This is a genomic window from Slackia sp., from assembly GCF_977041755.1.
Genome location: NZ_CDRRGL010000044.1, coordinates 1 through 13,911, shown reverse-complemented (window position 1 = coordinate 13,911; position 13,911 = coordinate 1). Strand labels below are relative to the sequence as shown.

The 13,911-nt window shown below is 54.0% G+C and carries 14 protein-coding genes; 5 read left to right on the top strand and 9 right to left on the bottom strand.

Translation table 11 applies throughout. The features are described 5' to 3' along the window. Positions 1–527: 527 nt before the first annotated feature. A complete protein-coding gene (locus ACWI8T_RS04915; RefSeq protein ID WP_449138155.1) occupies positions 528–845 on the bottom strand; it encodes a hypothetical protein in 318 nt (105 codons plus the stop codon). A gap of 135 nt (positions 846–980) precedes the next feature. Here ACWI8T_RS04915 and dinB point away from each other — a divergent pair, with 135 nt between their 5' ends. Next, positions 981–2,282 carry a DNA polymerase IV gene (gene dinB, locus ACWI8T_RS04910; protein ID WP_449138154.1) on the top strand — a complete coding sequence of 434 codons (1,302 nt, stop codon included), beginning with the start codon at positions 981–983 and terminating at the stop codon, positions 2,280–2,282. A 180-nt stretch (positions 2,283–2,462) separates the two neighbouring features. Here the strand turns inward: dinB and ACWI8T_RS04905 are convergent, their stop codons facing one another. Continuing rightward, positions 2,463–3,491 carry a glycosyltransferase family 2 protein gene (locus tag ACWI8T_RS04905; RefSeq protein ID WP_114615491.1) on the bottom strand — a complete coding sequence of 343 codons (1,029 nt, stop codon included), beginning with the start codon at positions 3,489–3,491 and terminating at the stop codon, positions 2,463–2,465. A 256-nt stretch (positions 3,492–3,747) separates the two neighbouring features. Here ACWI8T_RS04905 and pta point away from each other — a divergent pair, with 256 nt between their 5' ends. Continuing rightward, positions 3,748–4,737 (top strand): phosphate acetyltransferase, encoded by a 990-nt coding sequence (gene pta / locus ACWI8T_RS04900; protein ID WP_449138153.1) that lies wholly within the window; start codon positions 3,748–3,750, stop codon positions 4,735–4,737. Positions 4,738–4,894: 157 nt separating this feature from the next. On the opposite strand, the gene ACWI8T_RS04895 is transcribed toward pta, so the two are convergent. From ACWI8T_RS04895 to rnd, 6 genes are all read right to left on the bottom strand, one after another. After that, complete coding sequence (locus ACWI8T_RS04895) at positions 4,895–6,103, bottom strand: acetate/propionate family kinase (protein WP_418949423.1); 1,209 nt, start codon at positions 6,101–6,103, stop codon at positions 4,895–4,897. 24 nt (positions 6,104–6,127) lie between these two features. Then, positions 6,128–6,472: a histidine triad nucleotide-binding protein gene (locus tag ACWI8T_RS04890; RefSeq protein WP_281669045.1), complete on the bottom strand. Its 345-nt coding sequence runs from the start codon at positions 6,470–6,472 to the stop codon at positions 6,128–6,130. A 79-nt stretch (positions 6,473–6,551) separates the two neighbouring features. Further along, positions 6,552–6,818, bottom strand: a complete 267-nt coding sequence (gene xseB, locus ACWI8T_RS04885) for an exodeoxyribonuclease VII small subunit (RefSeq protein ID WP_114615495.1) — start codon at positions 6,816–6,818, stop codon at positions 6,552–6,554. Then, positions 6,815–8,251, bottom strand: coding sequence for an exodeoxyribonuclease VII large subunit (xseA, locus tag ACWI8T_RS04880; RefSeq protein WP_449138152.1), 1,437 nt, complete (start codon positions 8,249–8,251; stop codon positions 6,815–6,817). Before xseA ends, xseB begins: the two co-directional genes overlap by 4 nt. Before the next feature lie 6 nt (positions 8,252–8,257). Continuing rightward, the gene (locus tag ACWI8T_RS04875; protein ID WP_311718734.1) at positions 8,258–8,950 is read right to left on the bottom strand and encodes a zinc metallopeptidase; all 693 of its coding nucleotides are present in this window, start codon (positions 8,948–8,950) and stop codon (positions 8,258–8,260) included. Between the two features lie 95 nt (positions 8,951–9,045). Beyond that, positions 9,046–10,200, bottom strand: coding sequence for a ribonuclease D (gene rnd, locus ACWI8T_RS04870; protein ID WP_294374181.1), 1,155 nt, complete (start codon positions 10,198–10,200; stop codon positions 9,046–9,048). 73 nt (positions 10,201–10,273) lie between these two features. Here rnd and ACWI8T_RS04865 point away from each other — a divergent pair, with 73 nt between their 5' ends. Then, positions 10,274–11,179 (top strand): diacylglycerol/lipid kinase family protein, encoded by a 906-nt coding sequence (locus ACWI8T_RS04865; RefSeq protein ID WP_449138151.1) that lies wholly within the window; start codon positions 10,274–10,276, stop codon positions 11,177–11,179. Positions 11,180–11,234: 55 nt separating this feature from the next. Here the strand turns inward: ACWI8T_RS04865 and ACWI8T_RS04860 are convergent, their stop codons facing one another. Next, positions 11,235–12,014, bottom strand: coding sequence for a hypothetical protein (locus ACWI8T_RS04860; protein WP_449138150.1), 780 nt, complete (start codon positions 12,012–12,014; stop codon positions 11,235–11,237). Positions 12,015–12,267: 253 nt separating this feature from the next. Here ACWI8T_RS04860 and ACWI8T_RS04855 point away from each other — a divergent pair, with 253 nt between their 5' ends. Together ACWI8T_RS04855 and tatA are read left to right on the top strand one after the other, a co-directional pair. Continuing rightward, complete coding sequence (locus ACWI8T_RS04855; protein WP_449138149.1) at positions 12,268–13,149, top strand: TerC family protein; 882 nt, start codon at positions 12,268–12,270, stop codon at positions 13,147–13,149. A gap of 151 nt (positions 13,150–13,300) precedes the next feature. Next, positions 13,301–13,618 carry a twin-arginine translocase TatA/TatE family subunit gene (tatA, locus tag ACWI8T_RS04850; RefSeq protein ID WP_329932487.1) on the top strand — a complete coding sequence of 106 codons (318 nt, stop codon included), beginning with the start codon at positions 13,301–13,303 and terminating at the stop codon, positions 13,616–13,618. The last annotated feature ends 293 nt before the right edge of the window (positions 13,619–13,911 follow it).

The window sequence follows — 13,911 nt, the reverse complement described above, 5'->3', positions numbered from 1 at the left end:
GTGTCGACATTCGACCCGTCTATCGCCCTGGGGCTGTATATCGGATTCGGCTTGTTTGTGGCTGCCGCTGTGGTCCGTATCGTTTCAGCGACAATAATTGCATGCAGAAGGCGAAAACAGCAGAACCATGCGCCTGAATGAGAATGCCCTCAATTTGCCCGCAAATGCCTAATGTAGAAAATGCCAACAAAAATCGGCGTTTTATACGAGCTCTCACGCGGCGTTGCGAGCTCTTACGGTGCAAAACCTCATTTTGAGCTGCGGAGATGTGCTCGTGAAACCGCGTGAGGCCGCGTGACGGCTCATTCGGATAGTTTACATAACATGTATTATCAGAATTACAGATAACAAAAATCGCAAACAAAAGCCTTCCTTCAGGCTATGTCGAAGGAAGGCTTTGAAAGTGATTTACATGATTGTCGCTTGATAGCCACGCTTAGCTTGCTAGAAAAAGTCGTCGCGTAACCAAAAACTCGTCTGGTTCGAAGTTGCTGGAAGTGCTTTGCCTTATGCCTTTGAACGATTTCCTAGAACGTGGATGCGGACTTGGCTACCATGCTGCTCGCTTGGTCGACCAGAACGGGCGTCAGGAAAACGGCGGTCAAAATGTTCGCGATGAATGCGACCAGCGATACGACGACAGCGATCTTCGCAAGTTTCAAGACATTTTCGACGTAGGCATCGCCGGGCATTGCTGCAATTATTTTCTTAGCCGATGTGAGTGCGATGAATCCGATAACGAAGCCGACGATATCGAGCAAAGCACCGCCAATCACAATACTGATGCCAGCGCATACAATGCCGCCAATTGCAAAGTTGCGGCAGGTTGACTTGCTCAAATTCATGCGTGCTCCTTTCGTTCGATTTTGAAAATCGAACATTTGTACATAGCAACAGGGGAGTTGCTGATTTCATGATACCATGGAGTCTATAAAGAAAGCCGCGCCTTGCGTGACGTTGATGTACTGTGAGAAAGCTCAATGGCAGAATTTGATTCGACATACGTGCAACCATGGACGGGATCTGCGATCTTGCTCGTTGATCTTGACGCGTTTTTCGCTTCTGTGGAACAGCTTGATCATCCTGCATGGCGCGGTAAACCGGTAATCGTTGGCGGTGACGCCGATAAGCACGGCGTTGTTTCAACGGCGAGTTATGAGGCTCGTGCCTATGGGGTTCATTCCGCAATGGCCGCCTCTGCCGCGCGCGAGCTCTGTCCCCAGGCGATATGGACGCATGGTCATTTTGACCGCTACAAGGAAATGTCGGCTCGAGTCATGGCTATTCTGCACGATGAAAGCCCCCATGTGCAGCAAGTAAGCATCGATGAGGCTTTTGTCGATGTCTCCCCTACCGAAGTCAACTCTGAGCATCCTGTTGCCATCGCCGACAGAATCCAAAAGCGAGTGGCTCATCTTGGAGTTACGTGCTCAATTGGGGTCGGAACGAGCAAAACGGTTGCAAAAATTGCTTCTGACCAGGATAAACCACGTGGTCTTACCGTAATTTACCCAGGTTCCGAGCTTGATTTCCTTTTCCCTTTGCCCATTCGCGTCATGTCGGGTGTTGGCAAGCGTGCCGAAGAGGAGCTTTTGCGGCATGGCATTCGTACGCTTGGCGATATGGCTGAAGCTCCGGAAGATGTGTTGCATTCAATATACGGCAAGAACGGCGAAATGATGCGCATGCGATGCCTGGGTGTTGATGCAACTGCCGTGATGCAAGACGAAACCGTGAAGTCTGTTTCGAACGAGATGACGTTTTCTCAAGACCTCGTTACCTTCGACGCGATAGAAAACGCGGCGAATATGCTCGCGGCCAAAGTTGCGCGTCGGCTTCGTAAAAATGGTCTCAAGGGGTCTACGCTTGCTCTTAAGCTTCGTTTTGCCGACCGCACATCGAAAAGCTGCCAAACGCAACTTCGCGCTCAAGACGATAACGAGCATGTGTTCATGCCTGAAATCCGGCGCATGATTTCTCAAATATGGAAGCCGGGGATGCGTGTGCGTTTGGTCGGCGTCGCTGTGTCTCATTTCGAAAAAGACGAGGTGGTTCAAGAATCACTCTTCGATACGGCTCCTTTCGATGCGAGTCCTCGAGATGAGCAAGGTGCTGCTAAGAAGCCGTCGATTGACGCGGAGGTTGGTAGGAGCCTTTCGAAAGCGACCGATAAAGTTAAAGACCGCTTTGGTGAAGGCGCGGTCTTTTTCGGCCGTGACCTGCGATTTAAAGACAAGACAACAGGGACTGCAGCGAAAAACCCCGCCGATTACTCTCGATAGCATGCATTCTGCTTTGCGCTGTGCGCACTGCCTCAAGGGGCTTTGCTTTCCGTGTCGACCGAACCAGGGATTGGGCGTCACGTCAAACACCATTACGGTTCGGTTCTTCCTCACCGCCATGCATTCGGTCGAAAAAAAACGGCCCCAATGGGGCCGTGTACTGCACTGATAGGCTCGCGGCTAGTTGAATTTGAAAATCTTTTGCGCGATATGATAAGCCGCCAGGCCGAACTGTCGACCAGCTTCGGTGGGGATATTCGTTCCCCAGTTCAGCGCGGTGTTTTTGACTCGCTTGTAGAGCTCGGGGTTCTTTTGTTTGAGGTATTCCCAAATGGCAGCGCGATTTTCCTCGTTTTCGTCGGTCTTTTCCATGCGCAGGAAAATCGAACAGATGCACATCATCATGGAAAGGTAGTTGAGCATGTATCGCTCGAGTTTCTTGGATTCGATTTCGGCATCGTTCATCGCGTCGATCATGATACGCGTCACGCGAAGCTGCTGGTCGCGGCGGGCATACATGATCTTTTCGTTCACGCTCTGATCTTCGCGGCCGATGAAGTAGCGATACATGTCTACATCGAGGTAGTACATGGTGCGCACGCTCGGAAGAGGCTTAAACACGAAAATGTTGTCAACGTAGAACGTGTGCTCGGGAAGCTTCAAGCCCAAATCTTGCAGGAGTTCGGTGCGATAAATCACCGAATGCATGAGAAGGTACTGCGACTGGTGGAAATGCTTCGTATCATCCCAGCCGAATTCCTCGCCTACGGGGAAAACATTCTTGTATCCCATGACGGTGCGCGTGCCTTCATGCACTTTTTCATAGACGTAATTGCCAATTACCATATCAGTCGGCTCTGCGAGCTCCATTTGGCGGCGCAGGTATGCCATAACTTCATGCATGGCGTCTTTGTCGAGCCAGTCGTCGGAGTCGACGACCTTGAAATAGCGGCCCTCAGCATTGGCGAGGCCGGTATTAACGGCTGAACCATGACCGCCGTTGGGTTTATGGATCGCTCGAATGGTGCCAGGATATTTTTCCTGCCAAGCATCGGCGATTTCTGCCGTATTGTCTTTCGTAGAACCGTCGTCAACGATAAGAATCTCAATGTCGTTTTTGCCCTCGTCGCATGCGAGCAGCGATTCAATGCACTTGTCCATATATGCGGCGGAGTTGTAACAAGGAACGGCGAAAGAAATGGTTTTCATTTTCGAACCCTTTCGAGGTCATGCATAGAAACGCATGCGACCTGGGAATAATTCATATCGACCGTGCGAAATGCGAATCACATGCGCCTTTTGCACCGGCGATACCTCAAACGCGCCTTATTATAAGGATTTGCCGTGCCGTCTCTTCCCTGCCGCCGTTCAGCCTATGAAATCACCAGATTGAGTGTTGATAAATCTCGGATGCTGGGCTCTGCGTTATTATTGGGGCATGCTGATTCAAGAGAAAGGACGCTGCATGGCAACGTTTCTGAGCACTATGATCGACCGCGCTAAGGCCGACAAGAAGACCATCGTTTTGCCCGAGGGCAATGACGAGCGCATCCTGGAAGCTGCCGAGAAGGCGCTGGAGCAGGGTCTTGCAAACATCGTGATTGTCGGCAAACCTGAAGAGGTCGCTGCAAAGGGCTTCAAACTCGATGGCGCGACTATTATCGACAACACTCAAGGCGAGCTTCGCAAAGAAATGGCCGAGGCGTTCTACGAGTTGCGCAAGAACAAGGGCGTTACCCCCGAAGAAGCGGAAGCCCAAATGGATGATGTCATGTATTTTGGCACCATGCTGCTGAAGACTGGCCATGCAGATGGCTTGGTTGGTGGCGCTTGCCATGCAACAAAAGACGTGTTGCATCCTGCGCTGCGCATCATTAAAACTGCGCCTGGCAGCAAGCTCGTGAGCTCCTTCTTTGTTATGGAAGTTCCGAACTGCGAGTTTGGCGATGCCGGCACGTTTATGTTCAGCGACTGCGCGGTATGCATTCAGCCGAATGCGGAAGATCTTTCTGAAATCGCCGTTGCGACGGCAAAAAGCTACGAGAAGCTTCTTGGGGCCGAGGCTCGTGTTGCTATGCTTTCGCATTCGAGCTACGGTTCGGTTAAAGACGACGATACGCAAAAGGTCGTCGAGGCGCTTGCCCTTGCTAAGCAGAAGGCTCCTGAGTTCGCTATTGACGGCGAGCTCCAGGCCGACGCCGCGCTCGTTCCGAGCGTTGCCGCAAGCAAGGCTCCCGACTCCCCTGTTGCCGGCAAGGCGAACGTTTTGGTCTTCCCCGACCTCGATGCTGCGAACATTGGCTACAAGCTCGTGCAGCGTCTGGCAAAGGCCGAGGCGTACGGCCCCATTACTCAGGGTCTGGGTGCTCCGATGAACGACTTGTCTCGCGGCTGCTCTGCCGAGGACGTGCTGGGCGTTATTGCCATTACCGCTGTTCAGGCACAGGAGGCTTAATCGCTCTTCGAGTTTTGCCTCTCTATGGAATACATTTCGGGCCGCCTTATGCGGCCCGTTTTTTTGCATTATGAACGAGAAAGGCCCCATGCTTTGCCTCCAATTGAACGTTCGTTCTTGGACGCAGGGCATGGGGCCTTTGCTTGGGTCGAATTCGTTATTTCTTGAGATGCGACACGATGCTCAATGTATCTTGGGCAATCATGAATTCCTCGTTGGTTGGAATCACAATGATTTTAACCGGGGAATCGTCACGCGAAATGAAGCGCTCTTTGCCGTGGTAATCGCGGCGGTTCTTCTCCTGGTCAAGGATAATGCCCAGCGGCTGCAGACCTGCGAACACGATGCGTCGCATGCGGTCGCAGTTTTCGCCGACGCCCGCGGTAAGCACGATAGCGTCGCAACCGGCCATTTCAACGAGATATTGACCGAGGTATTTACGAATGGAGTGCGCGTACATCTCGTAGGCGAGCACTGCCCGCTCATTGCCTTCTTCGGCGCCCTTGCGCACGTCACGCATGTCGTTGCTGATGCCAGAAACGCCCAACAGGCCCGATTTCTTATTCATGAGCTCATTGATTTGAGGTGGCGTAAGGTCTTCGGCTTCTTCCAAAAACGGAATGATGGCCGGGTCGATGGCGCCGCAACGCGTGCCCATCATAAGGCCGTCGAGCGGGGTGAATCCCATAGACGTGTCAACGGCGATGCCGTGGTCGACGGCGGAAATCGAGCAACCGTTGCCCAGGTGGCATGTGATGATCTTCAAATCTTCGATTGGCTGCTCCATGAGGGCTGCGCAGCGTTGCGCGATATAGCGATGCGATGTTCCATGCGCGCCGTATTTGCGAATCTGATGCTTCTCGCACAGTTCGTATGGCAGCGGATACATGTACGCCGAAGGCGGGAGCGACTGGAAGAACGACGTGTCGAAAACGGCCACCTGCGGCATGTCGGGAGCCATGCTCTGGCACACGTTGATGCATTTGAGCGCGGGCGGGTTGTGAAGCGGCGCTAATGTGCAGAGGCTTTCGATTTTCTTGATGACATCGGGCGTGATGAGCACCGAGGAGTCGAAATAATTGCCACCATGCACGATGCGATGCCCGATGGCGTCGATTTCGTTAATGGAGTGAATGGTCGAACGCTCGCTGTGGCACAGCGCATCGAACACGACGGCCAGGGCCTCTTCGTGGTCGGCCATGTATTGAGCAAAGATGCGCTCGTCTTTGTCGGCGCCATGCTTGATATAGGAATCTTTGCTTCCGACGCGCTCACACAGGCCCTTGGCGAGCATCTTATTGTTTTCAGTGTCGATGAGCTGGTATTTCAATGAAGAAGAGCCAGCATTGATGACGAGAATTTTCACGAAGTTCCCCCGTGTCGAACGATTTTAGAGAGCGGGCGATCCAGAGTTCATCGGGGCGCCGCCCAAAACGTGCACATGGATGTGATGAACCGATTGCTGGGCGTCGTCGCCGGTGTTGACGATGACGCGATAGCCGGTTTTATTGATGCCTTTAATTTCCGCGACCTTTTTTACGGTGTTGAAAAGATGGCCCATAAGGTCGTCTGGCAAACCGTCGCCAATGTTGGCGAAATGCTGCTTAGGGATGATGAGCGTATGCACGGGCATTTGGGGTTCAAGGTCGTCGAACGCAATAACCTTGTCGTCCTCGTATACTACGCTGGCAGGAATTTCGCCAGCGGCAATTTTGCAGAATACGCAGTCGGTCATATGCCATGCTGCCTTTCTCGCGCAATGCGCGCATTGAGAGAGTTTTATGCACTTTAGTGTAATGCAAATGCCAAGAATACTACGAAAGAGTGCTGTCAGTGGTCGCATCGTCGGCGGGAGCGTCGAGCTGGCCCATAAGCACATCGACTTTTTGTTGGGCGTTCGCGAGTCGGGCCTGCAGATCGGCAAGCAGCGCGACGCCTCGTTCGTAGGCTTTTAGGCTCTCCTCGAGTTCGAGAGAGTTACTCTCAAGCGTGGTGACCGTGGCATCGAGCTCCGCCATGGCTTCGCGAAAAGTCAGGTCGCTCACCTTTTTCGGCTCGGTTGCGGTGGTGGTGTCGGTCATGAGTCGCTCCTTTCAGAAGCGCGAATGGAATCGACGGTTGCGTAGATGCTGCCGTCGGCAACGGTTATTTCAAAGGTATCGCCGGGTGATAGCGCCGAGGCGTGTTTCACGATGCGGCCTTCCCCGTCGCGTGCTATTGCATAGCCGCGGGAAAGCGTTGCAAGTGGCGATAAATCGTGGAGACGCCCTGCCTTTAATGCTACTTCGTGCTGCGCAGGGGTGAGGAGTTTCGAGGAAACTTCACGAAGCCTGTCGCATTGCGCAGAAAGGCGCAGCGTATTGCGATCGAGCGAAGCAGTGGAGCTGTGAAGCCTCGAAGAGTAGTTTTCGAGCTTTGCGGAAGCGCGATCGAAGACAGCTGGCTTTACGGAAAGCCGCGAGGCATATGCCGCAAGGCGGGTTTTGTCTCGCTCGATATTGGCCGGAAGAGCTCGAGAGAGCCTGTCGTGCGCTATGTCGAGCGTGATAAGGTCGCTTGCGAACATCGACCGAGGGTCTTTGAATATGGGTCGCGTGGCGTATCGGTCGAGCGAAAGCGTTGCATGCTGGATTCGCTGCTGCTGACGCTGCGCGATATGCTCCCCTACCGATCGCAGCTGGGCTGCGAGCTGTGACGTTTGCACGGTGACCGCTTCGGCGGCGCCGGTAGGCGTAGAAGCGCGCAAGTCTCCAACCAAGTCGGCGATCGTGGTGTCGGGTTCGTGCCCGATGCCCGTTACGACGGGAATGGGGCATTTCACAATGGCGCGGGCGAGCTGTTCGTCGTTGAAGGGCATGAGATCTTCGTAGCTTCCGCCACCGCGTACGAGCAATATGACTTCGACGCGGGCTCGAAAGCACGCGCGCATGCCTTCGACGATGTATTCAGGTGCACGCGCGCCTTCGACCGGAACGCCTGCAACATAGATATGCGCAAGGGGAAACCTGCGGCGCGTTGTGCGCAAAACGTCATGGATGGCATCGCCGCGTGGCGAGGTCACTACGCCGATTTTCATGGGATATGCAGGCACGGGAACTTTGCGTTCGGGCGCCATGAGACCTTCTGCTTCAAGCTTGCGCTGGAGTATGGCGACCTGCTGGCGCAGCATGCCCTCGCCCGCCACGGAAATGGCGAACACCTGGAAGTGCATGCGCCCTTTTTTCGGGTAGAGCGAAAATCGACCGACGAGTTCTACCATCATGCCCACTTCGAGCGTGATGCCGCTTTTCTCGAATCGATCGTGCCATATCTGGCAGGGCAGCGTGCCGGTCTCGTCTTTCAACGTGAAGTATGCGTTGGCATACCCCGGTTTCACATTGACTTCCGAGACCTCGCCGAGCACGCGCAGCTTCAGCTTCTCAAGCGAGCCCTTGGCAACATCAAGCGCCTCGGAGATGCTCAAGGGCTTTTTCTCGTCACCACCCTGTTGTTGTTCGACTTGCGAAGCGAGCATGGGCGTTTAGTCTTCCGAACGCGTCGAAAGCACCATGTAGATGAGCTGCAGAAGTGAGGTGAGCGCGGCAGCAACATACGTAAGCGCGCAGGCACGAAGCACGTTGGAGGCGCCCGCGAGTTCGGCACCGTTCATGCCAGAGGCTTTCAGATACGTGAGGCCACGGCGCGATGCGTCAAACTCGACAGGCAGAGTGACGAGCTGGAACAGCAGCGTGGCTGCGAACATGATGATGGCAAGCTTGATGAATGCGCCGCCGGCGGCACCTGCGAACAGGCCAATCATAAAGATGATAATCCATGCGTTTGAGCACAGGTTCACGACGGGAACAAGCGCGCTGCGGAACTTCATCATGCCGTATCCCTCGGCATGCTGGGTCGCATGGCCCATTTCGTGTACGGCGGTTGCAACTGCAGTGATGGAGGTGGTGTGGTAAGCATCGGGGTCAAGCGTGACCGAGTTGCTGCGCGGGTCGAAGAAGTCTTGGCTGGGACCGCCGGAAAGCACGCCAACGTTGGAGATACCCTTATCTATGCTCATTTTGCGTGCCATCTGAGCGCCCGTGATGTTGAACGAGCAGGGAATCTTTTGGTATTTGTGCAGCATTGTGGTGACGTACCACTGGGCACCGCCGCCAATGGCGAGCGTGAGCACCATAACGGCGATATACAGGCCCATATCGTTTCCGACCATAATCATATGCATCAATCCTTTGCGGTATGCGCCTCACGGGCGCTGCGTATGCCGAGACTCGGCATTGAGTTATTGGACAGTCTAGCGAACGGAAGTTTGCCCTAGGCTTGTTGTGAAGCGTTCGTTACTTTCAACACGCCGCCTTCAATTGTGAGCGCCATTTCCCCATTCATGAGTGCGAGCAAATCGTCGCCGATAAGCGTGCGCCTCCAGCCCTTGAGCACGTCGGTTTGGTCGTAGTGGCCGCGTGCGATTTTGGTGAGGTCGTCGTGGGACGCGAGCACGCCGAATGCGACGCCGTTTTCTTTCGCTCGAAGCTTGACAAGCGAGGAAAGCAGGTCGACTTGCGCGTCGACGTTCGCTTCGCTTTTCGGTGGTTTCGGCAGTTCGGGCCATGATTCCTTGGGCGCGTCGAGGCCGGCGATGCATGCGCGCAATACGGCACGGGCGTCGTCCATTTTCAGGGCGCCGCGAATGCCTCGAACCATGAAAAGGTCGTCGAGCGTGCGCGGCTCTCGTTTGCACGCTTCGACAATTTGTTCGTCGGAGCAGATCCATTTACGTGGGATATCGCGCTTCATCGCGGTGGTTTCGCGCCAAGCTGCGATTTCGCGGGCGGCGGAAAGCTGTCTGCGAGAGAGCTGGTTCACGCGGCGAAGGCGGCGCCAGCGTTCGTTAGGGTCTTCAATGTATTTCTCGGGGTTGGAAAGTTCGGCGAAATCGTTGTCGAGCCAATGGAGGCGGCCGAGTTTTTCGAGTTCGGCGGTCATGGAGCGATACATCTTGGGCAGATACACGACGTCGTCGAGCGCGTATTCGATTTGCGAATCGGCGAGCGGACGGCGGCTCCAATCGGTGAATGAATCGGCCTTCTTCAATTTCACGCCACATTCACTCATAACGAGCGCTCCGTAGCCAACCTGCAGCGTGCCGCCGAGCAGCGACGCGGCGATTTGCGTGTCGAAAATCGGTTCGGGAAGCACGCCGAGCTCGTGATGGATGATTTCGAGGTCTTGCGATGCGGCGTGGAACAGCTTCACGATTTTCTTGTTCGTGAAAAGCTCTTTGAGGGGCTCAAGGCTGTCGAAGGCGAAAGGATCAATGGCGACGCTTTCTTTCTCGGTTCCCATTTGAATGAGGCAGAGCTTGGGCCAGTATGTTTTCTCGCGGAGGAATTCGGTGTCGACTGCGAGCACTTCGCTGACGCGGGCGCGGTCGATGAATTGTTCCAACTGCTTGCGAGTGGTGATGTACAACGGTTTTCCTTTAGTTGCGTATGTTCCGATTTGTATGTAGTACCATCTTAACGGTAGAGAGGGGGAATGCGCGATGAAAGCACTTATCATCAATAATCTCGCATCTGGATACCGAGATGGGTCCATTTACGATTTTGTGCGTTCATTTACGGAGGATGGCGACGAGGTGTGTATGCGATCAACCGATGGCACCACGTCAATCGACGGCTTGCTTGACGATGCGAGCGATTTCGATGTGGTCGTTGCTTCGGGCGGCGATGGAACGGTGACTTCGGTCGCGTATGCGCTTGCGAATACTGGTGTGCCGCTTTTGCCCTACCCTGCTGGCACGGCGAACCTGCTTTCCCTCAACTTGGCTCAGCCGAACGGGCCGCACGCGTTGGCGAAGCTCGCTCGACGTTGCGAGACGCTTGACTTCGATGTCGCCGAAATCGAAGCCGAAGGCGAAAAGCACGGCTTCATGATCATGGCGGGTGCGGGCTACGATGCGACGATTATGGAAAGCGCGGCTCCGAACAAGAAATTCTTCGGTACTGTCGCGTATTTCTTGGCCGCGGGTAGCAATATTGTTCCTCAGCGATCGAAAATCGCGGTAACCATCGATGGCGAACGGCACGAAACCGAAGGCTTGGGCGTGCTCGTCATTAATTTCTCGAAGATTCAGTTCGATATCTCGTTCACGCATACGAATCAGCCGCGTGACGGCATGCTTGACGTGATTGTCATGAAGGCCAAAAACGCTTTCGAGCTTTTGCCCGCCGTCTTCGCTGCGATGCTCGATCGAGACGGGGATTTCCCAGAGCGTGGCGACTCTCTTGAGATTTACCAGGGCAAAGAGGTTCGCGTTGAGGCGGACCCTGCGTTCGAGATTCAATACGACGGCGAAGTTCCGAAAAGCAAGACGCCTTTTGTCGCGCGCATTTTGCCGAAGGCGGTTCGCGTTGTGGTCTCCGACGAGGGCAAAGCCTTGTTTGAATAACATCCGTGCTTGAACCTGTTAAATGCTCGTAGCATTTAACAGGTTGCATAACAGGTTAATTCATGCGTATGCCGACATACTGAGCGGTGCTCGGAAGGCCGGAAATGCTGTACACGCCGTCAAGGTCGCATACGGAAATACGCCAGCTATGCGTGCCGCTCTCGGTTTCAATGGTGCCTTCGCGGTAGGTGTTGCCGATTTCGTCAACACCTTCGGCGGTAATGGTTACATTGCCGTTGTCGGCCCAGCCTTCGTTTTGCCATGCGTGCTGTACCGCATCTTGTGCATTTTCGGCGGCAAGGTCGCAATAGCGCACTTTCATCTCGGTGCCGTTGGTGCGCGAAACCGTAAACCGCCATGAACCTACCAAGTATTTCGACGCAGTTACCGCATCCATGTTTGAAACGCCCTTAGCGTAAACGAGCGCGGCATCGGCGATCGTCACATCGCTTGGGATCTTCATGACGTCAACGCCCTCTTCGCCTTCGCCAAGTATGTTGTACGTCTGGTATCCGGCGTCGGCGAAGGTTTGTACAATAGTCGCATCGTCGAGGGAAATATAGTTTTCCATGATAGGTAAATCGTACGACACTCCGCGGTTGATATTCGTTTCGACAGTGGCGGCGTCGCGCTGTGCGCCATGAAGTATGCCGTCGATTACGCCGAAAGCATAACGGCCGCCGATGATGGCCGCGATAAGGGCGAAAACGAGCGAGACGATAAGCACGGGCTTTGGTGGGTCGAACGGCCGTGCGAGAGACGAGCTGTCGATGGTGCGAATGGGTCCCTCGTCGATTTGTTTTTGTTTAGAGAACGGTAGTTTCGTGAAATTCATAGCAATCCTGTTCTTGGTTGCAAAAAACTCCGTCATTATATCACTCACGCGAAGGCGGCGAATAAACCGTCTCGTTTGTCTAAGGGGGAGTAGTTGGCACCCGCGATTTTTCGCGAGGTGCGGCACGTCAACAGACCCGGTATTTCACCTGGCGTGTCTTAAATAACAAGACTCTTGGCGCTACTGCAAGCACGTTATGGCTTGGGCGCTTAGGGGTCGTGTTCCTTTTTGCGTTCCAGCCGAAAGGAGCACCATGGATTTATCGATTTTCACCACGCCGGAAGCATGGATTTCGCTGATCACGCTCATTTTCTTGGAGATCGTTCTCGGCGTTGACAACATTGTTTTCATTTCAATTACCTCAAGCAGGCTTCCTGCTGAAAAACAGCACATCGGTCGCAAGCTCGGTCTTCTGGGTGCCATGATTTCGCGCTGTATCTTCTTGTGCTTTGCAAGCTATCTCGTGCATATGACCAAGCCGCTGTTCTCGCTCGACCTCGGTTTCTGGACTCATGGCTTCTGCGTGCGCGATTTCGTGTTACTGCTCGGCGGCGCCTATCTTATCTACAAGGGCATCGATGAGCTTCGTGACGTATTGGCGCTTACCGAAGAGAAGGCCGAGCATTCTGAAGAGCATAAATCGCTTCGCCAGATTGGCCTTGCGCAAGCCATTGCAACCATCATGGTGATGGACGTCGTGTTCTCCATCGACTCTGTTATTACCGCGGTAGGCCTTGCCGATCACCTCATTATCATGATTATGGCCGTTATGATCGCCATTGTGGTGATGATGGTGTTCATCGATCCTATTTCCGACTTTATTAACAAGCATGCGGAAATGAAGATTCTGGCGCTTGTCTTCATCTCGGTCATCGGCGTTTTGCTCGTGCTCGATAGCCTTGGCATTAACTCCGGCATCGAGGTGCTCGATATGCACATGGAGAAGCTCATGGTGTATTTCGCCATGGTGTTTGCCGTTGTGCTCGAGCTTATTCAGATGCGCCATTCCACCAATCTTGAGACGTGGAATCGCGAGCGCTGGCAGAACATGACCGGCGATGCTGTTAAGGCTGAATTGCTTTCTAGCAAGGGCCGCGAATCTAGCGACAGCGAGGGCGAAAAGGTCGAAAAGTAGGCCAATACTCAACGTGCATGACAAATGATGACGTTGTGAACTGGGGTTTCCTAAGGCTGCATGATAGCCGCCTTACAGGGTGCGGGAGTATTCTGCAAAGCGTCAACAGGCAATGCAGACATGCAACCGCACCTATAAGGAGATATGCGTTATGAAAATTCTTGGTCTTGGCGTTCCCGAACTGCTCATCATTCTTGCTGTGGCCCTTTTGATCTTCGGTCCGAAGCACCTTCCGAAACTCGGTCGTTCTCTCGGCCGCACGATTCACAACTTCCGTGAGGGTCTTGGCAACGACAAGGATGTTGTGAAGGAAGCTGAGGAAGAAGAGGCTCCGAAGCGTAAGAAGAAGGCGGCCGCGAAAAAGCTCGAGGCTCCTGCGGATGAGGCTCCTGCGAAAGAGGCTAAGGCTGAAGAGCCTGCCACTGATGTCGCAGAGACGGTCGCTTCCGAACCCGCAAACGCCCAGTAGTTAATAACCCCTCCCTTTCCAATACGAAGCAGCCGTCACAACCTTCCCTCCCTTCGCTTGACGGCATGCATGAAGAACGCGGCTCCCCCGATGCGGGGAGCCGCTTTCGTTTTCTTCTGAGATACCGCCAGAATCGGCACGGTATCGCATCTATATGTCGAAACGACATAAGTCGTATTGGTCCATGATCGCGATGAGCTTGTTGGCGTAGCTGCTGTCGGTTGCCCAGCCCGCGTCTTGGAGCCCCTGAGCCATGAGCGTCGACGAGCGTTCTGCTATGGCTTGCTGTATAA